This is a genomic window from Ignavibacteria bacterium (assembly GCA_016873845.1).
GTDB lineage: Bacteria > Bacteroidota > Ignavibacteria > Ch128b > Ch128b > JAHJVF01.
The window spans coordinates 1-24,530 of the sequence record VGVX01000021.1; the positions used below are offsets into that span (position 1 = coordinate 1).

A 24,530-nucleotide genomic window follows, 5' to 3' on the forward strand; every position below is an offset into this window, starting at 1 on the left:
GTGCCGAACCAACCGTTTTGTCCGACCCACCACATTGAGTTGTTCCAACCGTATTCAGTTCCGGCTTGAGTGAGCGATGTGGCTGAAGTCCAATTCAATCCACCATTAGTTGTTTTCATTAGAGTCCATATTCCGCTTAACGGATCGCCTTGAAAATATCCGTTATTCGCATCAAACATTTCTACATGATTAAAGAATCCGCCGGCTTGAGTATAAACCGCCTGCCAACTAGTTCCCCCGTTCGATGTACGATAGAGAACTGCATCAGTTGTACCATTTGAAATTGCAAACGCAATATTCGCATCTGAACCAAATATGTTGTGAATATCTATTGCACGTGGACTTGTAACGGTAGTCCAGTTTGTTCCACCATTTGTAGTACGAATTACTACTCCACCAAGACCACCTGCCCATGCGACTTGATCGCTTACAGCATGAACGGTATAGAGCGTGGCTGTTGTTCCACTCGTTTGGAGCGTCCAACCTTCGGTTGTTGGAGCACTAATCGTAAATGTATTATCACTTACGTCATTCGTTGCTGCATTTGCATTATCAGATACTCTGACTTTACATGAATTGGATGGCGTATTTGGAATTGTCCAAGGATATGTACCCATTTCACCTTCGATGTAGCCTGCAGGATCTTTAGGATTATATCCATCTAATCTTGTCTTTGATGAAACAACTGCTGGAGCTGTGCCAATGTTGATCCAGCTTGTACCATTATTGGTTGTATATTCTAACTTAACTGTTGCAATGCCGGTCGCAGTCCAAACTATATTTTGAGTTGAACCGACAGGCCAATTTTCTCCGCCATTTGGAGAGACCAAAGTGACCGATGCAGGGGCTGCTGTATATGTTAATGTGATTTTGAGTTTTGATAACACACCTGGATTAGCAACTGTGTAAGTACCGGCACCAGACATTGCAACGTTAACTATAGTACCTGTAACGATATCTTGCAATAAACCGGTTACACTTGTAGGCAGATTCCAGAATAGTCTCAGTGAATCACCAGTTGAACCCATTTGATAAAATATTTCATGTATCTTATTTCCGGAAAATGCACTTGTTCCTTGTCGATAATCTTTCAATGAACCTTGTCCTAATCCCGGAACTCCAATGTCAGTCCCAATGAATCTTCCATCAAATACTCCTGTTGGAGGCACTGGAGGAAGTTCTGCTTCACCGAGAGCCGCATCAATTCCATCTGTTGCAGCAGGATCAATTCCATATCGCATTAAGACCGAAGTTGTTCCGTCGGAAATTACAAATGGATTATCTTGGTAGATCGTCTGTGCACCACTTACAGTGAAATTAGCGTTACTTGCATCGTTCGTTGTTGGAGTTGTTGCACTTTCAACTCTAACGCGGTATTGAGTACCAGATAATGTTCCAGTATTCCAGCCATAAACTCCGGAATTGGCAACATTTGATGCAATCGTAGTCGGATAAGTTGTTCCGCCATCAGCAGACAATTTAATATTAACATTCCCGCTGACATTCAACGATTTCCAAGCAATTACCTGATGTGCATTTTGCTTAAATGACTCACCGCCATTCGGCGACAAAACTGTAATCGAGCTTGTAGTCGGAACAGTATATGTCAAAGTCATTTTCAGCTTGCTGTAGGTTGATGGATTTGCAACTAAGTATTTTCCATCACCGCTCATTGGAACATCAATCAAGGCGCCTGTTACTAAATCTTGTAAACGCCCGGTAACATTTGCTGGCAAGCTCCAGTAAATTGTAATGTCTGTTGCGAGCAGCTTAGCTAATGGGCCCATTTGATATTTAAGTTCATGGATTTTATTCCCATCAAACGTTGAGGCACCCTGTCTGAAATCGCTCAACACTCCCTGTCCGAGCCCGATAATACCAATATCATCACCTATTAAACGTCCATCAAAAACTGTAGATGGTGGTGTTGGCGGCAATTCAAACTCACCAAGTGCTGCATCAATTCCATCAGTTGCACTTGGATCAATACCAACTCTTAGTATTTGAGAGAAGAATTGATCGGAAACAACGACCGGAATATTCTTTAGCACCGTGCTCGCAGCAACAATACTGAATGAAGAATCACTCACATCAAAAATTGTAGTTGGTGCCGAGTTGCTCTGAACTTTGACTCTATAATTAGTCCCAAGAATAGTTGGTGCGGGAACTGCAGCAAAACCATTATTTGGAATGTTTGTAAATACTGGACCGAATGTTGCTCCGCCATCTGTCGAGGCGAGAACATCAACATTTCCGGGCGAGCCAGTGGATTTCCATACAACGATCTGCTGTGCACCAGCATTTAATTTCTCCCCTCCATTTGGTGATAGTACAGTAATTGTGCCGGACGGAGGAGTACTTATAGTAAATACAGCATCACTTTCATCTGCAGGAGTTCCATCCGCAGCATCACTCACTTTAACTTTTGCTTGAGTAGTTGGAGTACTTGGCACTGTCCAAGCATAAGTTGCTGGAGTGGCAGGAACTGAAGCCGCAACTGTTGACCATGACGTTCCATTGTTAGTTGTATATTCCAACTTGACATTCGTTATGTTACTGCTTGTCCATGTAATATTTTTTGATGCACCCACGAACCAGTTCTCGCCGCCATTTGGTGAAGTTAATTGAACTGTCTCTGTTGTTCCGCCTAGGGCGTATGTAACTGTCATTTTGAGTTTATTCAGTACTCCTGGATTTGTAACTGTATAATTTCCTGTCCCGCTCATCGCCACGTCAATGATTGATCCTGTGATTAAATCTTGAAGTCTGCCAGTTACTCCAGTCGGCATATTCCAATTAAACGTAATCGTTGTTCCAGTTCCGACTTGATATTTAAACTCGTGTATCTTCTGTCCATTATGAGTCGTTGTTCCTTGACGATAATCTTTAGCGAGACCCTGCCCAATACTTATTCCAATATCATCTCCAATGAACCGAGCATCAAATACTCCCGTTGGAGGAGGCGGTGGTAATTCTTGTTCACCGAGTGAAGCATCAATTCCATCTGTTGCTGTTGGATCAAGGCCAAATTTTAGAGTTGCGGTTCCTCCAGCATTGTCTGTTACTGTTATTGGAATATCAACGGCAACTGTGGAAGCTGAACCGCCAATTTGAAAACCAATTAAACGATGCGGAGCACTTTGGTTCAAAGAACCAAGTGTAACCGTTCCGGTTTGATATTGGTTTGTCACAAATAAACCACCACCAATCACCGTGGCCGGATGAAGTGAAGCAACATTAAAACTATCTACTCTCGCACCAGTTGTGGCATTCAATTTTACGATTGGTGAAGAAGTATTTGTTGATAAACCATCATCCCAGACCCATAAAAATGGACCGCCTGAACTTAGAGTATCATATGCATTACCCGCCATACCTGTTAAACCATGGACTGTTTGAGCTATCGAGCTTATAACAGTTCCAGTTCTGCTTACGAGGGAAATATTTCCAGACCATCCAGCTACATAGAAGGCATCCGCGGCTTTGTTATATGATATTCCTCGCACTGCGAATGGTGCTGTAAAAGCTGTCGTTGCTGCAAATGTAGTTTTGTCAATTTTATAAACAGTCGTAGTATTCGGGGCTCCATATAGGTCTGTACCATCGAAAGCTAAATCTCTGAATCCAGATGATGCAGCTAAACCGCCTACTGTAAAGGAATCAATTGTGGTACCTGCTTTATTAACACGCCACATTTTGTTTTCATTCCACTTCGAAAGATAGAAGTATGTACCGTCGAATTCTGTACCATACCAGCTGACACCTGCCGGATACAGATTCGATGCATTAATATTATATTGAACATTAAATGCATTCCAAGCAAATGTGGTTACTTTTCCTGTATCATTCGATGGATTCGAGTCTCCAGTCAACATAGTAAATGCGGTAACTTGATAATTACCACTAGTTGTAGGAGTCCAGTTTGCAAAATTGATTGAATCAACAGCACCAGGTGCTAATGAACTTACATTAACTGTTTGGAGATAACCTCCAGGATTAATAGTCATCCTTGTTTGAAATGCGCCTGAAGCAGTTGAACCGAAGTTCTTAACTACAACCCTTGGAGTATAGGCAGTATTTACGTCAACAGTTGTTCCAGGTGTGACGATTGCCATAACGCCCACATCGTTTGCAGTCGGAACCTCAACAAACATACTATCCAAATACAATCTCCATTGATCAAGTTCATTGTATCTGAATGCTAAATAAATGTTTTGCCCGGCAAGAGAGTTTAAAGAAACTTGGAATAATTCTGCAGTTGTACCTGCTGGCATTAATTTAGTCATCCGAGTATAACCTGATGGCGGTGTTCCACCACTTGTTGAATAAAAAATCTCAACAGAATCAACATATGCAGTAGATTGCCTTTTGGCATAAAAATTTAATACGGCACCAGCACTAACTACGAATTGGTGAGTTCTGAGCCAATCATCATTCTGCAAAGTTGTACTTTCATAAGTAGCTGCGGCACTTGCTGTACCAAATATTGGGGTGGTGGTATATCTAGTCCATTGTTGGGTACCTGCATCTAAATTATGGGAAGCCCAGCCGGTTGGAGGAAATGTTGTATTTTCAAATCCTTCAGACCAGGTTATCACACCAAGTGGTTTATAATTTACGCTCGCAGGCAAGGATACAGGTGCGAAACCGCGTGCATCCATTTCTGCTCGATAGTTCGGATTCGAACTGATGTAACTCTCAGAATATTGTGCATAAACAGAAGTAAACCCGAACAAGATTAGTATTGCTAACAGTTTAATATTTTTCATAAATACTAACTCTCCTTTATTGCTTTGGGATGTTAATGATCCCGACGGTTCCTGAGGAACCGCCGGAATATTGAAGTTATTAATTTCATTTCTTTTCATGACCTTATTCACCTATACCTTACTTCAAGAACATCATTTTCTTAACACTTGTAAATTTGGATGTTTGAATTCTATAGAAATAAACACCCGTACTTAATTTCGAAGCATCGAAGTTTATCGAATAGTAACCAGCTTCGAGTTCTTTATTGACTAATTCAGCAACACGTTCACCTAGAGTATTGTAAACTTCGAGCCTGACCTTCGCATCCTCCGGTAATCCAAAGCGGATAACTGTACTTGGATTAAACGGATTAGGATAATTTTGACTCATTTCATAAACTGTTGGTATTACAACCTTTTCAAGTGTGAACGAGGATAAGGAGCTGTTAGCAATAACAACTTCCTCATTATTTTTAATTCTTTCGTTGAGAACGATTCCACCAAGACCATCATTTATACTAAATGTAGTCTCATCGAAGTTTTCAAGTCTAATTCTAACAGGATAAGCTGCAGAATTCAATGCAACTTGATATTTTCCAATACTTGCATCTTCAACATATTTATTATTTTGGAAACGAACATCAAATACACCGCTTGGTGGTACTGGAGGTAATTCGTATCTACCTTCAAATTGAACATTCGAACCAAAGTACAATTTGGTTTGATTCCCCGCAGCATCTGTAATTATCATTGTCGGCCAGATATTATCGACAACTTCTACGGGAACTTGGGAAGGATTCAGCTTCGGATAACTAGAAGCTAAATAAATCTTTCCATCATTATTGGTTTTTACCCAATAACCTTTACCTTTTGTAACATCTGTCGCCTGCGAATAGCCTGCAGCGTACACGAAGAACGGTGAGGATATTATATTCGGTGGCGTTGAATAAATTCCAGTCACTGGAATTGTAGTGTGAGATGCACCTATCATATTCCAACCTGACTTCACTGGAACTTCGAGTATCCAAGAAGGAGCAGCTGTGAAATTGTGAGTGCCAATTGCAGCAAATTTCAGCCAATATCCGACACCAAGTTTCAGCGTATCTTCCCTCGTATAACCAAGAGCCTCACTGAACGCGAACGCATTTGAAGTCGAAGCCGGGAAGAGTGAGGTCTTGCTCATATTCGCGACTTTAACAGGCATCGATAATAAATTCCATCCAACTGCAGTCGAGAAGCTGACAGCTACTGTACTTGAAGTCGAAATGAATGAGAAATTGAGCCCAGTAATTGGACCAGTTCCGACAGTTGTATCGATGTTAACTACAGCAGGATAGAAATTCACTGGTGGTGTTGCTTGAATTCTATACGCACCAGCGTACAAAGCGCTGAATGTATAGTTACCAGTTGAATCAGTTGCGAAAGTTTCAACCAATGCCATGGTCGGAAGTTTGAATAATTTTACGGTCGCACCTGAATTATTCGGTTTTCCAGTTAAAGTAACTGTTCCTGCAAAACTGCCTGTAGGAGGTGGTTCTGCAGTTCTCAAATAATTAGCAGTGTTTTGAATAAGTTTCTGTGCTATTGATAAATCTGAAATCATCGCTATATTAAACGAGAAGAAGATATTATCTGCACTAAGAGGATTAGGATTCTTATCATGTACAATAACAGAACCGCTGTCGAGATGCGAAGACCATGTACCAGCATGATAGATCGACTTTGGTTCCCAATCTACCGCCATAGCATCACGTGTGTAGATTGATGTACCTGTTAATAAAACATTATCTGGAATTAAATTAGGTATTGTAAATATTGGATGTCCTGGTATGTTAATTTTAATTGTACCTGCAGTTGCATCGCTTATCCATCGGCTCGTATGCAATATTTCTTTTCTGAAGAAAGAATCGGCAGTAGTGTTTGTATTTCTGAAGAAGTAACCGATTTCACCGCCTTCAGCCCAAGTCTTTGCATTCGGTCTTCGGGCATAATTTCTTAGTGCCAGTCGTTTACCAGCATCATTAAATATATTAGTAGATTTAGCTCCTGTTGAAAGAATGACAATGTCATAACCAGCAAGTTGATTTGTATCCAATGCGGCAAATGTTACTAAATCAGCATTATATCCTATTGAATCTAAAGTTGATTTGAACAGGGTCGCAGCCGCACCTAACGGCATAGCTAAATTTGCTTCTCCCGGTTTATCCTCGGAGATACGATCAGTTTCAGAGACATCATCATCGATCACTAAAACATTTCCTAATGTGGTTGGGAGTGTTCTGTTTAGCACCAGAGTACCGCCATTAGCTAAGAAAGTATCTATGAGAGTTGTCTTAAATCCACTCTTAGAGAATTTAACCAGCACATTACCTGGTGCAACCGCTGAAATTGAATAAGCACCAGTGGATGAAGATGTGGCATTCTTACCCGGTTGATTTAAAATCTCAACTAATACCCCGCTATGGTTAGTCTGACCAGCGAGTTGGACTGTCCCACTAATCGTACCATTCACCAGCACCTGGAATGTAAAGTTAATTCCACTTACTGTTCCACCGGTTGTACTGGTATCTTTTGAAAGTGTATATGGGAAGTAACCAGTCGGGGCGACTGATGTTACTCTATAATTTCCATTGAATAATGAATCAAATGAATAGGCGCCAGTGCTGGCTGTCACTGTAGATTTGATCTGTCCAGTACCGATATTTAAAAGATTCATCACAACACCGCCGTGATTTGTAGCACCGGTGAGAGTAACATCACCAGTGATCTTACCTGTGGCTGCACTTTCTTGTTTAAATATGAATTTAGCAGTATTCTCTAACATTTTCTTAGCTACTGATTGATCTGTAATTGCAGAAATATCAAAAGCAAATGTAATGTTATCTGCACTCGCAGGATCTGGAGTTCTATCTCGTACAATAATTGCCGATGAATCGGGGTATGTACTCCAGTTTGCAACGTTATACACTTGTAGGTCATTTGGTTTTAATAATACTACATCTCTCACTCCTGTCCCAGTACCAGTTAAAGGAATTGAGCTCGGAAGTGCATGCGGATCTGTATAGATAGGATGCGACACTCTCTTCGGGATAATATTGGCAGTGGATGTAGCGCTTGTAACCCATGTACCGGTGAAGAGAACTTGCTCTCTGAAATCTTTATCATACTCAGTAGTTTGAATTCGATAAATGTATGGAACTTGTCCACCTTCAACTAAAGTCTTTCCACCGAAATTTATATAATTTCTTATAGCATCTCTCTTTGGTTTATCGGCAAACATAGTTGTTGTACGCTGACCAGCAGAGAGGATGACTAATTGATAACTTCCAAGTGTATTAGTATCCAAAGCAGCAAAAGTGGTCAGTGTCGCGTCATATCCAAGAGAATCGAGTGTATTCTTAAATAATGTTGCAGATGGACCTGGCGTTGTAGTGAAGTCATCAACTATTAGAACGACACCAAGTGTAGGAACTAAGGTCATGTTAACGATGGTAGTTCCACCGTTCGTGAGAGTAGTATCTTTCACTTTTGGTCCAAAACCTACTTTTGAGAATTTAACTTGAATGTTACCTGGATTTACATTAGAAATTGAATATGTACCAGCTGTATTTGTGGTGGCTGTTTTACCAGCTTGACCAATTATTTCTACAAGCACACCGCCATTATTTGGTGCACCAGTTACAGTCACCGTACCCGAAACTGTACTTGGCAAAATTGGATTGAACGTGAAATTAATTCCGCTTACAGTTGTCGTACCGACAGTTGTATCTATATAAGCTGTATAGGGGAAATATCCGGTTGGAGCAACTGCCGTCACTCTATATGCACCTGAGTAAAGCGAATCAAATGAATATGTTCCATTTGAGGCAGTGGTAGTCGTTGCAGTTTTAACACCAGTTAAATTTATAACAACACCGCCGCTATTTGGAGCACCTGTAAGTGTTACTGTACCAGTAATTTTACCTGTTGGAGGTGCTTCAACTGCCATTAAATAATCTGCAGTGTTTTCAATTAATTTTCTAGCGGAAACTTGATCTACCATTACTCCGATATTAAACGTATAGAATACATTATCCGCACTAACTGGATTCGGATTTTTATCATTCACAATTATGCCGCCACTATCGGGATGTGAAGACCAAGTGCTGACTGGGTAAACTTTCGCACCTGGTAATACTTTCATTGCATCCCTGACACCGATAGCAGTTCCTGTAAGAGTGAGGTTATCTGGAATAGTGTTCGGCGATGAATTGATTGGATGTCCAGTAAGTTTTCTATTTAAAATACCAGAAGATGCATCGCTCACCCAGGCTTCGGTAAATAGAACCTGCTGACGGAATACTTGATCATTAGTTCCGGTACTACGGAAGAAATAACCAACCTCCCCACCTTCTACCCAGGTTTTCTTGCCAGTTTGGCTAGCAAAATTGCGAATCGCATCTCGTTTACCTTGATCATTAAAAATAGCTGAGGTTTTTGAGCCAGCTGTGAGGATAACAATATCAAAATTTGCAAGGGTTGTGATATCAAATGCCGTAAATGTAACTAAATCTGCCAGGTATCCAACAGAATCTAATGCGGCTTTGAAAAGTGCTGCAGAAGCACCGAGTGGCGTAGTTAAATCGGCTTCAGCACCCGCTTTTTCAGTAGAGATTCTGTCAAACTCAGTTGCATCGTCATCAATAACAAGTACGAGACCTTTTGTCTGAATGATTTTAAACTTATGATAACCGCTTGCAGGTGAATAAGTGATATTCCGATTGGTGGACCTATCTCTTGCAGCAATTCTGTAAAAGATTGAATCTCCAAATGCAACTTGGTTAGTATCTGAATTGAACGCAGCTTCCCAATTGTCACCAGTCATTTTTGCAAGATTAAATCTCTTCCAATTACCAGTATTGTTTTTGTACCATTCAACCCAGACACTATCGACCATTAAATTATCAGTAGCCTGCGTCTTGACAACAGAGGGCCATCTAACTTTTGCCTGATCCCGAAGTGCAGTATGGGTAATAACCGGGAATTCTGTATCACCGATGATTAAGAAAGAGTTAAAAGTTGTTGCTGATGGGTGATAACCATAATTTCCAGCAGTCCCTTTATCGCGAGCTGTAATTCTATAATAAACAGTATCACCAACTGCTAATAATGTAGTATCGATATTAAAAACTCCGGACCAAGAATCACCAGATCCTTTTGTCATGTAAAATTGTCTTGGAGTACCATTCCATCTTACGCGATAATTAACTCGCACAGAATCAACTCCAATATTATCAGTCACATTTGCGGTGACTGTCGGTGACCATGTTTCGCGATATTGATTTGGTAAAACTGTGTGAGTAACTGTAGGTGAAATATTATCAGCAGCAGCTTCGAATGAAAAAACACTCGAAGGTGCGCCGCCTGGCAAAGTAGCATATGAACCAGCATTATCCTGAGCATATAGATAATAATTGTAAGTTGCTGGATTATTATTACCTGGAATATTCGCATAGAAGCTGTCGGTCGTTCCTATTCGAGTCATAGTTAATGAATCAAATGCACCGGTTGTACCTCTTCTCCAATAAACTTTTGCATTTGTGATTGGGAGTGAAGCTGAAATCTTTGCACCAACATAATATGGTCCAGCAAGATTTTCAGTATTGCCAAGGGGTGGATGCTGAATTTGAATGAAGAAAACTTTTGCAGTATATGCATTGTGAGGACGATTTAATCGACGATCATTCCAGAATGGCCAGACTACTCCGTTCTTTGCTGCAATACCGATGTAGTCACCTTGATAACCTGTAGCTAAACCTGAAATTGACTGAGGTTTGTGCGGTGCGTCAGTTACTTTTATATCTTCGAAAGTAACACCACCATCGACTGAACGAGACATGTAAACTTCTGCAGAATCATTTGCAGTAAAATTTCTGCTGTCATAGTAACAGATATTTACCGAACCATCTGCAGGATCGACTGCTAATGCAGGGAACCATTGATCACGATTTGTTAAAGCTGAATCAGCGTTAACTCGTTTCGGAGTTGTCCAAGTAGAACCGTTATTATCAGACCAGCTGAGAAATACGTCTGGTGATTGACCAGATGCAGGGCGTGCTGCCCAAGTAACAAATATTCTACCTTTTCTTGGACCATTGCTTCTATCAACATCGATGTAGGGAAATGAGTTAACTCGTATTGTATTTCCGCCTTTAGTTAAATTTCCGCGAATGTCGAAAATATTTTGTAGAATAAATTGCTGTGTGAACGTTAGTCCACCATCTGTCGATTTGGCGAAAGTAACATGACTGGACGTTAACACGGAAGTTGGATAATGTGTGAAAGCAGCAACAACATTTCCATTAGGAGCAACAGCAAGGTTTACACCTTGATGCAAATAACCTGTTGTACCGCTCATATTGATTGGGGCAGAGTATGTCACCCCTCCATCAGTTGACCTTGAAAATTCGAGTTGTCTATAATTAGGACCAGTACTTTGAAATTCTGTATAAGCAGTATAAATATAATTTACATATGGTGAAGTTGGAGTTTTATCTACTGCTATCCAATTTTTATCTTCGTCTATTCCAGGATTTGGAACAGCAATAGGATTACCCCAGGTCAATCCATTATTAGTCGATTTAAGTGTGACTAAATCGCCAGCTGATGAACTGTATTCAAGCGTGTTGAAATACATATTTCCATTCAAATCGAAATCGACCACTGGGTCTGATCTATAATATCCAGAAGGCTTACCCGGTAATGAATCGCTTCCAAACCAGGTTTGACCTCCGTTTGTTGAAACATAGTAACCCTGATTTAAATAAGTAACTGCAGTATTCGCTGCGTTAGAGCCGCCCAGAATAATATTTGGATTATTCGGATTAACTGCAATATGCAGTTCTGATTGAGATCCACCATCTTGAGGCCAGACTCTTATATTGGGATAGACAGTATATGTCTTATCCGGGAAGACCGTTCGTAGTGGAGTTGGATTATAATTTAGATCAACTGGAGCTGCTTGCAGTTCAAAATTTTCAGGCGAAACTTGTGAACTGGGTTCCAGTCGTAAAAATGGTTTGCTCCAACGTTCTGGCTCTTGCGCAAAAATTGAAGCGGTTAAAACTAAGAAAACGAAAAGAGAGGTATAGATTCGAGACATTCTCATTCACTCCTCCTATTGAGAAATTTATATTTAATTAATTTAATTTCTTTTTTCTATTTAAATATAGGTCTCTAATGCTGCACAACGACGACGCGCCCCTTATGTACATCTAATCTCATTAGCCATTACTCGTACTGCGATAATATGAATATGAGTAAACTAAGTCAAGAAGAAATATTTATTGACTAATAAATTTTTTATGAAATTTCGTAATTGACTTCCACAGTTCTATTGACAATATTATTAAGTGACTCATTTAAGTTTTTTTTCTCCTCATCTGATATCCGATCGGTAAGAAGAACTCCATTTAGATGATCAATTTCATGTTGTAGAACTCTGCCGAACAAGCCTTCGAAATATTTTTCATGAATTATTAAATCAGTATCTTGAAATCTAAGTTTAATTCTTTCCGGTCGTTCAATATTTAATCTTATACCCGGTAGACTTAGACATCCTTCTTCATAAGATGAATTCCCCTCGCCCAAAATAATTTCAGGATTAATAATTACTGTTGGTTTCGTATCTTCATATCCCTCAACCTGAGAAAGATCAGCCACAATAATTGAGTCTCTAACACCAACTTGATTCGCAGCCAATCCCACACCATCACTTTCTCTCATCGTTTCAAACATGTCTTGGATTAGTTGTAAAGTTTTTTGATCAACATTTTGCACTTTTTTTGCTTTTTGTTTGAGAATTTTATCTCCATAAACATTTATCGGTAAAACTGACATAATTCCTTTTGTTTAAGTTAAACTCTTATCAAGTTAATTAAATCAATCTGAAAACAAAATTGAAAATTCAATCCGATTTTTTCCGAGTTAGAACTTTATTTTAAAAATAACTTTCTTGACAATAAAAAAAATATGCTTGATATTTGCAAAGCATTAAAAAAAAATAGGAGAGCTCTCATGCACAAACTCACCAAATTTTTTTCAAGAGATAATTCACCAAAGGGTAATTTTAATAAGATGTCCTTACTCTTCGGTGTAATTTTTTCTCTTGTGACCTGTTCAAATATATTTGGTCAAGGTATAACATCTGCTGCTATTTACGGTTCGGTTACTGATAACAATGGTAATCCTCTTGTCGGCGCAAATGTTGTTGCCGTGCACCAACCAACCGGAACCATGTACGGAACGACGACACGTGCAAATGGTGATTACAACTTACCAAACTTACGTGTTGGAGGACCATATACTTTAACTTTCTCGTTTATTGGATATGTAAAACAAGAAAGAGTTGGTTTAACTCTATTACTATCCCAAAGTTTACGACAAGACTTTGTTGCATCGGAAGAAGTTTTTCAAGCCGGTGAAGTAGTAGTTACTGCTGAACGAAATCCAATTCTTAACGCATCAAGAATTGGTGCTGCTTCAAACGTCGTCCGAGACCAAATCGATCGACTTCCAACCATCACAAGAAACTTTGCTGATTACTACAAGTTATCACCATATTTCAACGGTGTAAATAGCAGTGCAGCAGGTCGAAATAATAGATATAATAACATTCAAATTGATGGAGTTAATTTTAACGATCTGTTCGGTTTGGGCGGTACAGGAACACCAGGCGGACAATCGAGTGTAACTCCAATAACCTTGGATGCAATCGAAGAGTTTCAAATTGTAGTTTCGCCATTCGACGTTCGTCAAGCTAATTTCACAGGAGCTGGAATCAATGCGATCACGAGAAGTGGAACCAATAATTTCAATGGTTCTGCATATTATTATGGAAGGAACCAAGATCTCATTGGAGTCAGTCCAGATGACAAACAATTAAAAGTACCAAGCTTCACTGAATATTCAACCGGTTTCCGATTCGGAGGACCAATAATTGAAAATAAACTCTTCTTCTTTGTTGCTGGCGAACTTCTGAGAAAATCTTCACCGTTTGACCGTACTTTTAACGCTGATAAAGTTGGAACAAACACTTATACTGCTAAATCAGATTCATTAAAGCTGATTTCGGATTATGTGAAATCAAAATACGGATATGAAACTGGCTCATGGAACTCAGTTCCCTGGCTCGATGACAGTGACAAATTATTTGTCAGATTTGATTACAACTTGAGTCAAAATCACAAATTGACTGCGCGTTGGAATTATCTCAATTCACTTAACGATAATTCACCCTCAAGATTCAGAGGATCGAATGATATCTATGCAGAGAATGCTCGATATAAATTAGTGAATAAAACTCATACCTTTGCACTTCAATTCACAAGTTTATTAGGGAATTTTGCATCGAATGAGTTCACCCTCGGATACATAAATCAGTTCGATAATCCAAAGTATTATGGACAACCATTCCCGGTCGTTGAAATTAATACCAGTAATCCTGCAGCCAGTGACAAGAGCACTCAACGTCTTGTAATTGGTGCGGAACAATTCCGTCATCAAAATGAATTGGAACAGGATGTCTTTGAAATCACGAATAACTTATCTTTATATCTAGCAAACCATACCATAACGGTAGGAGCAAAATTGGATTTCATTAAGTTCCGTAACTTGTTTATTCCAACCAATTTTGGACTCTACAGGTATAACTCAATTGCAGACTTCTTAGCAGATAAAAAAGCTGCTTCTTACGAACATCGTTATTCAGCTACAACTAATCCGACTCAAGATGCCAATTGGGGATATCAGCAATTTGGATTCTACATTCAAGATGAATGGACAATCAGTTCCAGATTGAAAATCACAGGCGGTGTTCGCTTAGATCTTCCGGTTTTCACGGACAAACCGAATTATAATAAAAGATTTGATTCCACCTTCTCTGCTCTTGGTTACAATTTGAGCACAAATCTTCTGCCATACACAAGTGCTGTCATTTCTCCAAGAATCGGTTTCAACTGGGCAGTGGATGAAGATCGCAATACACAGCTGCGTGGCGGTTTCGGTGTATTCTATGGAAGATATCCAGCAGTGTGGGTTTCAAATCAATACAGTAATACTGGTGTTGATTTCTATACGCTTACTACTGTTCCAAATAATTTTATTGGTGATCCTTATGGTCAGCCAAAAACTGCAACTACACTTCCAACAGCTGAAGTGAATGTTACAGACCGTGACTTTAAAGCTCCGTCAGTAATGAGATTTAATTTCGCAGTCGATCAAAAACTTCCATATAATCTCATTGCTTCGGTTGAAGGTATTTTCTCAAGATCACTAAACGAAGTATACTATCAAAATATCAACCTCAAAGGAGTTCAGTCGAACGGCGATATTACTCCTGGTGGAAAAATCGTTGGTGAAAATCGCGATGTATGGGGAACACTTAATACAACAACAGGTGCTTACTCTACACGTGGCGTAAGAGTTAACAATAATTTTACTGCTGTTTATCTTGTTAAGAATACCGATCAAGGTTCGAACGCTAACGTTATTTTCCAACTTCAAAGATTAGCAACTTTTGACGGCTTCTACGCAAATGTCGCTTACACCTGGGGTCTTGCTAAAGATATTGGCGGATCAAACAGCACTACTGCAAGTTCAGGTTGGAGATTCAACCCGACACCAGGAAATCCAAATAATCCAGATCTCTCCTACGCTGATGCCGATAGAACACATAGAATATTCGGTACAGTTTCTTATCGTCATGATTGGGGCTGGAGAGGATTAGCAACAACAATCGGATTATTCTATAATGGATTATCGGGCAGACCATACTCATACATCATTGATGGAGACGTAAATGGTGACGGTTTAGCTGATAATGATTTAGCATATATTCCGAGAGATGCCAATGATATTATACTTGTCAGTTCTGCGGGTGCAGTACTTGCAAAAACAGATGCTGCATACGGCGAATTAATGGCTTATATCGATAATAGTGATTACTTGAAAGACAGAAAAGGAATGATGGCAGAGAGAAATGGTGCAAGATCACCATGGAGTCATCAGATTGATCTAAGAATCACTCAAGAAATTCCTTCATTGTTCGGTCACAAATTCGAAATCACTTTTGATATTCTTAATGTAATGAATTTAATTGATAAGGAAGCCGGCTGGATTAAGTTAGCCAATGATACCCGCTTGCTTAAATTCCACAGTATCGCACCTACAGGCGCGGACAAAGGGAAAGCACGATATCAATGGGCAGCATTTTCTGATCCAGATATTCCCAGCAACTTGTTATCACGCTGGCAAGCGCAATTCGGAATTAGATATACATTCTAAGCTGAATTTCTATATATAAAAAAAGGGCGGTAGAAATACTGCCCTTTTTTATTTACATCGAATCTTTACTTTTCAATACGTCACATTAATCTTAACATCTAATCTTTTTTTAATTTTCGATTGTTTCTATTCGGGTAACAAAATTTAATTTATCGAAATTTCTTTTGGTTTAATTCTATCATGCTTAGGAAGTATAATGTTCAATAAACCATTATCCAGCTTCGCACTAATTTGCGTAGAATCTATTTTATCTGTGATGAAGAATTTTCGGAAGTAATGTCCATAGTTCTTCTCTCTTAGTATGAACCTCACTTCATCAGCATGATTCAAGTCCATTTTACCAAAAACTGACAGAACTTCATCATCAAGTTTAAGATAAATGTTTTCTTTCTGTACACCTGGCATATAAACTTTAATTTGAAAATCATTCTTCGATTCAATTATATCAATGATTGGTGGAACAGTTGGTTCCGTTTCGATTAAAGTTTCCCAATCAAATCCATTTTCTGCATTAATTTTTTGTTCGTTATTCATATTCAATCCTTTGTGTTATTTATTTTTTATCGTTATCGTCAATTACTTCGTAGCTTGCGTCTTCTACTTCTTTATCTTTTTTCGCTTCATCTTGTTTTGGCGGTTCTTGAGTTTGCTGTTCTGCTCCAGGACCAGTCGAGGAAGTTTGATACATCTGACTTGCAGCTTCATTCCAAATGTTGTTTAGATTATCCATCTTAGTTTTGATCTCTGAAACGACTCCAGTTTTGTGTGCATCCTTTAGCTGATCTACGGCTGACTGCAGTCGAGATTTCAAGTCTTCTGAGATCTTATCACCATAATCTTTCATTTGTTTTTCTGTTTGGAAGATTAAATTGTCGGCTTGATTTTTAATTTCCACTTCTTCTTTTCGCTTTTTATCTTCGGCAGAATGCTCTTGAGCATCTTTTTTCATCTTCTCAATCTCTTCCTTTGTGAGACCGCTTGAAGAAGTAATTCTTATACTTTGCTCTTTGTTCGTTCCTTTATCTTTTGCCAATACATGAAGGATTCCATTCGCATCGATATCAAAAGTTACTTCGATTTGCGGGATCCCCCTTGGCGCCGGTGGAATTCCATCCAGGTGAAATCTACCAAGTGTACGATTATCAACTGCCATTGGCCTTTCACCTTGAAGAATGTGAATTTCAACGGAAGTTTGGCTGTCTGCAGCAGTAGAGAAAATTTCACTTTTCTTAGTGGGAATTGTAGTGTTCGCTTGGATAAGTGTTGTCATCACGCCACCAAGAGTTTCAATTCCAAGAGAAAGCGGCGTAACATCAAGAAGCAAAACGTCTTTTACTTCGCCAGTTAATACAGCTCCCTGTATTGCAGCACCTACAGCAACAACTTCATCAGGATTTACACCCTTGTGCGGTTCTTTCCCAAAAAGTTCTTTAACAACTTGTTGTACTTTTGGAATTCTAGTTGATCCGCCGACTAAAATCACTTCATCAATTTGATTTGGCGAGAGACCAGAATCAGTTAGAGCTTTCTTACAAGGTTCAACCGTCCTCTTAATCAGATCGTCCACTAATTGCTCAAACTTTGCACGTGTAATATTTAAGTTCAAATGTTTCGGACCTTCAGCCGTTGCAGTGATGAATGGCAAGCTAACGTCAGTCTGAAGTTGGCCTGAAAGTTCGATCTTTGCTTTCTCGGCTGCTTCTTTTAATCTCTGCAAAGCCATCGGATCTTTTCTTAAATCAATGCTCTCCTGTTTCTTGAATTCATCGGCAATGAAGTCAATCAGTCTTTGATCAAAATCGTCGCCGCCAAGATGTCCATCACCATTTGTTGACTTAACTTCAAATACACCTTCACCGAGTTCAAGTATTGATATATCAAATGTTCCACCACCTAAATCATAGACTGCAATTTTTGCATCTTTATCTTTTTTATCTAATCCATAAGCTAGAGCAGCAGCTGTCGGTTCGTTGATAATCCTGCGGACAGTCAGCCCAGCAATTTCACCAGCATCTTTTGTAGCTTGACGTTGTGAATCGTTGAAGTAAGCCGGAACAGTGATAACTGCTTCTTTTACTTCTTGACCTAAATATTCTTCTGCAGTTTTTTTCATTTTCTGTAAAATCATTGCACTGATTTCCGGCGGAGAGTAAACTCTGTCATCTGCTTTAACACGAGCAATTCCGCCATCGTTGATCACATCGTAGGGAACTAATTTCATTTCATGTGTTACTTCATCGTATCTTCTTCCCATAAATCTTTTTATTGAGAAGATTGTATTCTGCGGATTTGTAACTGCCTGGCGTTTTGCTGCTTGACCCACCAGCCGATCACCCGATTTCGCAAATGCAACAACCGAAGGAGTTGTTCTTCCTCCCTCTGCATTCGGAATGACAACAGGATCATTACCTTCAAGTACAGCAACACAGGAGTTTGTTGTCCCTAAGTCTATTCCTATAATTTTACTCATTAGTTATTTCCTTTCTTAATAATAAAATAATACGAGATGAGAGTAATCTCCCATCCCGTACTTAAATTCGATTTTAATGAAAATGGCAATTAGTTAATCTCGATCATCTTTTCTGCTTTAGGAGCAGGTTCGAGTTTCGGCAATTCGACATTTAATATTCCATTCTCATACTTGGCTTTTGTCTTATCTGCATTTACTTCTGCCGGCAAAGCCACTGTTCGGCAGAATGAACCATAAGTTCTTTCCATGCGGTAGAAATTTTTCTTTTCATCTTTGAGTTCAGTTTTCTTCTCTCCCTTGATTGTTAAGATGTTATTTTCGTGAACAGAAATTTTAACATCCTTTTTATCAATTCCGGGAAGTTCTACATTTACGAATACAGTTTTTTCGTCATCAGAAATATCGACTCGTGGATTGAAGTTTGACGAAACATCCATATTGAGTGAAGTTGGAAAATCGTCAAAAAAGTTTCTCATTCTGTCTTGGACTGAATCTAATTCTCTAAATGGGTTAAATCTTATTAATGTCATTTTGTCTCCTTTTATTATTTTGTTGTAACTATAGCTTCAATGACCATGCCATGTAAAATTTCCAAAAAATTAAACGATTTGATAAAATACATATGACAGCCTGACAAAATGATTGCCAGAAATCATTAATCTTGAGAAATAGATGACAATTCTGTCATAGGCGTGACAAATAATGATAATCTTTTCTTTGTTAAAAATAGTTTCAATTTATATTTTCGACTGTGAAGTTTGAAGTTAAAAAATTTTCCAAAAGAATTGATGGGCTTATGTTCATCCATCAATTTGAGTACTTTGAGGAAATCGATTCGACTAACACTTACCTTCTAAAGAAAAAAAACTTAATCGATAAAACTCTGGTTTTAGCTGAATTTCAATCTAAGGGTAAGGGCCGGCTTGAAAGAAAATGGCTTGCTAATGCTTACGAGAATTTAACTTTTTCAATTGGATTGATTCCAAAATTACGAGCAAATGAACTTGGTTATTTAAATTTTTGCACTTCGGTCTCAATAGCAGAAGCGATTGAAGAAATTTCAAACTGCAAAGTAGAAACAAAGTGGCCCAATGATTTACTTTTAGATGGAAAAAAATTCTGCGGGACTCTGATTGAATCCCAATTCGAAACTGACCGTGTAGTAAAAAGTGTGATTGGAATTGGATTAAATGTTAATCAAACGATCTTTCAAGATGAATTTAAGGATAGAACAACATCTCTGCGGTTATTCTTTAATAAAATTTTTACTCGCGAAGAAGTTTTGTTTTCAATCATACAAAATTTTTTAAAAAACTATTCACATTTACTAGAAAATATCGATAGTTTAATGCGAAAATGGGAAATGAGATGCAAGAGTCTTGGGAAACAAATCACACTAACAGATAACAAAAATATTTTTTCTGGGATATTTGCGGGAGTTGAAATGGATGGCTCGCTTATTTTAAATCAGAATGGTAAATTTATCAGGTTATTTTCAGGCGATGTAACCGTAATTAAGGAGTAAAATGTTTTTAGCAATTGATACAGGCAATACTCATACTACCTTTGGAGTATTTGATAAGGAAAAATTAGTAACAACTTTTAGACTTGCGACAAACTTTGTTTGTGACGAAAAGATCTTCAAAGAGTTTTTAAGGGATACTTTAGAATCTTTGAATTTTAAGCTGAGAGATTTCAAAAATGTTGGGATATCATCAGTTGTCCCAAGAGCTGACAAAATTTTGGCACTTGTCACAGAAAATATTTTCCAGTGTGCCCCATTGTTTATCTCACCTGAGATGGATTTGGGCTTCAGTCTTTTAGTCGATAATCCAAGTGAAGTCGGTGCGGACAGAATTTGCAATGTTGCAGCTGGATTCAAAAAATATGGCGGACCATTAGTTATAATCGACTTCGGCACTGCTACTACTTATGATGTAGTTTCAAAAGATGGGAATTTCATTGGAGGCGTGATTGCGCCAGGTGTAAAAACTTCAGCTCAAGCACTTTTCGATCTTGCAGCAAAATTACCTGAAGTGGAGTTGAATTTTCCGGGTAAAGTTATTGGAACCAATACAATTCATAATATGCAATCGGGAATAATGAATGCAGCACTCGATTCGATGGAAGGAATGATCAAGCGAATTTCGGATGAAATTGGAATTCAACCAAAAGTCATAGCAACTGGCGGATTTTCTAAGACGATTTTTCCGCATACAAAAATTATCAATGCCCTTGAATTTGATCTAGTTTTGGAAGGAATAAAGATTCTTTTTGAGAAGTCTCTAATTAGAACAGGTAAATAAACATAATGTTAATGAAGAATAAAGTATATCTTGATTACGCGGCGACTACTCCAATTGATGAAGAAGTTTTGGATGTTATGCTCCCCTATCTCAAAGAAAAATTTGGAAACGCATCTTCTATTCATCAGTTTGGGCAGGTTACCAGAGCTGCGATCGAATCATCCAGAGACACAATTTGTAAAATACTTAGAGCAAAGCCGAACGAAATTTATTTTACTTCCGGGGGGACTGAAGCTATTAACCTTGCTCTTTTCGGTTCAGCAAATGCAATTAGAAAAGAATCAGGTAAAAACCACATAATCACTTCTGCAGCTGAGCATCATGCGACTCTCGAAGTTTGTGAAAAGCTTGAAAAATCTGGTTTTGAAGTGAGCTATATTCATCCAACTGAAAATGGAAACATTGATGTTGTAAAAATCGAGAATGAAATTAAACCGACTACCGTACTGATCTCTTTAATGCACATCAATAATGAGGTCGGATCTGTCAACGACCTCAATCAAATAATAAATACATGCAAAAAACATTCGATCATATTGCACATAGATTCGGTTCAAAGTTTTGCTAAATATGATATTGATTTGTCGAATCTAGAGATTGATCTTCTGTCAGCATCCAGCCACAAAGTATTCGGTCCAAAAGGAGCCGGATTGCTTTTCATCAGGCAGGGAACTCCAATCGAACCCATCCTTTACGGAGGTTCTCAAGAACGGAAACGAAGAGGAGGCACTGAGAATACTCCCGCGATCGTGGGATTTAGCAAAGCAGCAGAAATCTTTTATAAGAATCGAACCGAAAACTTCAATCATGTTAGCAAAATAAAAAACAGTTTCATGGAACTTATAAAATCATTTGACATTGATATCCTGCTTAACTCACCAGCCAATGAATGTTCCCCGTATATTTTAAATCTCTCTATAAATCCGGAAAGGTATTCAATTAATTCGGATTCATTAATAATGAATCTCGACATGAATGGGATTGCTGTATCTAGCGGTTCAGCTTGTACGAGTGGTGTGATGGAGTCATCTCACGTTCTCAAAGCTATGAATTTACCAAAAGAAAGAGCAGAGCGAGCTCTACGATTTTCATTCAGCCGATACACAACAATTGAAGAAATCGAAAAAGCGTTACAAGAATTGAAAGAAATTCTTTCCAAGTCAAAGACTAAATAATTTTCCTCGTTCCCATCAATTCGGAGAATGTTTGTTATTAAATTCTTATATTATTTCAAGAAAAAAAAAGAGAGGTGATAGTGTGGAAGAAATAATTAGACCGCATCAAAAACTAATCGCAAAATATCTTTGGATCTTAATCACAATTTCAATTTCAATTTTAATCACTGCCGCGATTATTCATTTCATCATTGCGGTTGCAGAAGGTGATATGCGTGTTCCTCCATATCTTTGGATGGTTGGATTAATAATTTGTGTATTGCTTCTTGGGATTGGCTATCCAATTTCAATTCTTTGGGTGAAAAATCTGTCTTATATTATTCGTGAAGATAGAGTAAGCATCTACAAAGGGATTCTTACTAAAACTCAACAAAATATTCCTTTCAGAGCTGTGACCGATTTTGCATTGCAAAGAACTTTGTACGATCGGTTTCTTGAGATTGGTTCGATCCAAATCCAGACCGCAGGGCAAAAAATGAATTCAACGTCAAGCTACGAAGGCGTTTTAAGCGGATTGGTTGAATACGAGAAATATCACAATCAAATGCGAGAAAAGATTAAAGTCCTACATCCAATTTCTGAAGCATTAGGAACTAATGAACCTGGAACATCTGGAGTTGATAACATTTTCAAAGATATACTCAATGAATTGAAGGCGATTAGAAAAAACACTGGGAAGTGATTTCTTAATAAAAAAAGCCCGATTGAGCAGTTCAACCGGGCTGATAAGAGAGAAATAGTTGAAATCTAATTTTATCGATTATGGGCATGTTAAAAATGTTCCGGCAAACGTCCCATCAACAAAGTTTTCATTGATTGAACTCACTGCATTATTCAACATGCTGATTGAATAGAGAGTATATCCACCTCCAAGAGCAATATAAGCTTCGTCTAATAACTGCTGGACCGTCCAATTTTCAAATGGACCATATGCGATCTTGAGATCTTTAAGATTCGTTGCCGACCTTCCAAAATTTACATCCCAAAGATCAAATCTGATATTTAATGCTAGTGCAAGAACTTGTCCAGTAAAAACATTATTCAGATCAACCGGATTCACATAACTGGAAGTTAAAACTGCAGGAGTTCCACCTTGTGGTAAAAACACTTCAATCGCAGACGCAGAAGTTAACTTCAGAGTAAATCCTGTCCCAATTGTTATCCCACTCGGAAAAGCTGATGCGAAATTTCGTTTTAAATATGTCCCTGAATTATTTCCTTTTGGAGGCGCTCCCCACCCACCTTGTGTTTGAGTTCTAAAATCCCCTGGTTTAATATCGCAGTCAGGTGTTGGCGTACAGTCTTGGATGCAGTAAGTTGAATAAGTTGCCCAATTTCTACCTGGGAAATTATCACCCGCTCCCCATGCTGTTTCACTCTGAATTACATTTCCACCTTCATCTAATTTTACAACCGCTGCATGAGATGCGACAATGAAACATGAAGAAAGTAATTCAGCAAGAGGTATTGTATATGTAAACACTTGAACACGTGGACTATGTGGATCAGTTTTATATGGGAATTGCCCAGGAATTGGATTACCGTTCGAAGTAGGCGCTCCTTCAAATGACCCAACATATAAATGAGTTTGATCGAGATACCAACTTCCGGTTGTTGTGTATGTTACATAAAGAAAATCAGCGTCATTACCAATTGTGATGGTTCCGACATCGATTGTCTGACCGGCAAATAAAGTCACAATTTTTGGAATTCCGCAGTAATCTTTATTTAATAATTTTCCACCATGTCCGCCTTCTGGCGCAGTTAATTCTGCAACATCCTGACAAGCGAAAAATGAGAAAGAAAGTAAGAGTAGAATTAAAAGCTTTTTCATAATAATTCCTGTTTTATTTTGAGATTTATTCATTGTTAATTGACTATTTATTTCATTTTCTAGAACATCGCTCAATACTTGTGCCGAACCGTTTCATTCAAAATTCGAATGATTTAATACATTTTTGGTTAGAGATCAGCTCAAAATGAGAATTCTTGATTGGTGCGTCTTATTTGGAGAAAACATAATTCGCGTAACTGGTAAGAAAAAATTTGAGTTTTACGATAGACTTTTTTAAGATGACAAAAGAAAACAAAAAAAAGGATTAACATGCCAAGAGTAATTCATTTTGAAGTACATGCAGAAAATCCTGAGAGAGCTGCAGAGTTTTACAGAAATGTGTTTGATTGGAAAATCAATAAATGGGAAGGTCCGGTTAAATACTGGTTGATTGAAACTGGTAGAGAAGCCATTCCAGGGATAAATGGCGGTATTATCGAACGCAGAGGTGAAATCGATGGACAAGCAGTTATCGCATATGTTTGTACTATCGATGTTCCGGATATTGATGAATACGCAAAACGAGTTGAAGCAAATAAAGGATTGATAGTCGTTCCAAAGAATGCAATTCCCGGAGTCGGCTGGCTAGTTTACTGTAAAGATACTGAAGGAAATATTTTCGGTATCCTGCAAGATGATAGAAATGCAAAATAGTTTTAATGGATCTTTATGTGT

General features: G+C 38.5%; 13 protein-coding genes. 6 read left to right on the plus strand and 7 right to left on the minus strand.

Annotated elements, in window-relative coordinates:
• The 3 genes from FJ213_06015 to def form a co-directional block, all read right to left on the minus strand.
• Positions 1-4,868 (minus strand): hypothetical protein (locus FJ213_06015; GenBank protein ID MBM4175713.1); only part of this gene is annotated, 4,868 nt, incomplete at its 3' end.
• 19 nt (positions 4,869-4,887) lie between these two features.
• Positions 4,888-11,895, minus strand: a complete 7,008-nt coding sequence (locus FJ213_06020; GenBank protein MBM4175714.1) for a T9SS type A sorting domain-containing protein — start codon at positions 11,893-11,895, stop codon at positions 4,888-4,890.
• A gap of 194 nt (positions 11,896-12,089) precedes the next feature.
• Positions 12,090-12,626, minus strand: coding sequence for a peptide deformylase (gene def / locus FJ213_06025; protein ID MBM4175715.1), 537 nt, complete (start codon positions 12,624-12,626; stop codon positions 12,090-12,092).
• 132 nt (positions 12,627-12,758) lie between these two features.
• On the opposite strand from def, the gene FJ213_06030 reads away from it, so the two are divergent.
• The gene (locus FJ213_06030) at positions 12,759-16,070 is read left to right on the plus strand and encodes a TonB-dependent receptor (GenBank protein MBM4175716.1); all 3,312 of its coding nucleotides are present in this window, start codon (positions 12,759-12,761) and stop codon (positions 16,068-16,070) included.
• Positions 16,071-16,214: 144 nt separating this feature from the next.
• Here FJ213_06030 and FJ213_06035 read toward each other — a convergent pair whose 3' ends face one another.
• The 3 genes from FJ213_06035 to FJ213_06045 all read right to left on the minus strand — a co-directional run bounded on the left by FJ213_06035 (position 16,215) and on the right by FJ213_06045 (position 19,070).
• Positions 16,215-16,604: an Hsp20/alpha crystallin family protein gene (locus tag FJ213_06035; protein ID MBM4175717.1), complete on the minus strand. Its 390-nt coding sequence runs from the start codon at positions 16,602-16,604 to the stop codon at positions 16,215-16,217.
• A 19-nt stretch (positions 16,605-16,623) separates the two neighbouring features.
• Positions 16,624-18,540, minus strand: coding sequence for a molecular chaperone DnaK (gene dnaK / locus FJ213_06040; protein MBM4175718.1), 1,917 nt, complete (start codon positions 18,538-18,540; stop codon positions 16,624-16,626).
• 89 nt (positions 18,541-18,629) lie between these two features.
• Complete coding sequence (locus tag FJ213_06045; protein ID MBM4175719.1) at positions 18,630-19,070, minus strand: Hsp20/alpha crystallin family protein; 441 nt, start codon at positions 19,068-19,070, stop codon at positions 18,630-18,632.
• Between the two features lie 266 nt (positions 19,071-19,336).
• Here FJ213_06045 and FJ213_06050 point away from each other — a divergent pair, with 266 nt between their 5' ends.
• From FJ213_06050 to FJ213_06065, 4 genes are all read left to right on the plus strand, one after another.
• Positions 19,337-20,065, plus strand: a complete 729-nt coding sequence (locus FJ213_06050) for a biotin--[acetyl-CoA-carboxylase] ligase (GenBank protein MBM4175720.1) — start codon at positions 19,337-19,339, stop codon at positions 20,063-20,065.
• Between the two features lies 1 nt (position 20,066).
• Positions 20,067-20,846, plus strand: coding sequence for a type III pantothenate kinase (locus tag FJ213_06055; GenBank protein MBM4175721.1), 780 nt, complete (start codon positions 20,067-20,069; stop codon positions 20,844-20,846).
• A 5-nt stretch (positions 20,847-20,851) separates the two neighbouring features.
• On the plus strand, positions 20,852-22,021 hold the full coding sequence (locus FJ213_06060) for a cysteine desulfurase (GenBank protein ID MBM4175722.1): 1,170 nt from the start codon (positions 20,852-20,854) through the stop codon (positions 22,019-22,021).
• 82 nt (positions 22,022-22,103) lie between these two features.
• The gene (locus FJ213_06065; protein MBM4175723.1) at positions 22,104-22,703 is read left to right on the plus strand and encodes a PH domain-containing protein; all 600 of its coding nucleotides are present in this window, start codon (positions 22,104-22,106) and stop codon (positions 22,701-22,703) included.
• 78 nt (positions 22,704-22,781) lie between these two features.
• Here FJ213_06065 and FJ213_06070 read toward each other — a convergent pair whose 3' ends face one another.
• Positions 22,782-23,855 carry a hypothetical protein gene (locus tag FJ213_06070; GenBank protein ID MBM4175724.1) on the minus strand — a complete coding sequence of 358 codons (1,074 nt, stop codon included), beginning with the start codon at positions 23,853-23,855 and terminating at the stop codon, positions 22,782-22,784.
• A 270-nt stretch (positions 23,856-24,125) separates the two neighbouring features.
• Between FJ213_06070 and FJ213_06075 the strand changes: the two genes are divergently transcribed.
• Positions 24,126-24,509 carry a VOC family protein gene (locus FJ213_06075; GenBank protein MBM4175725.1) on the plus strand — a complete coding sequence of 128 codons (384 nt, stop codon included), beginning with the start codon at positions 24,126-24,128 and terminating at the stop codon, positions 24,507-24,509.
• The last annotated feature ends 21 nt before the right edge of the window (positions 24,510-24,530 follow it).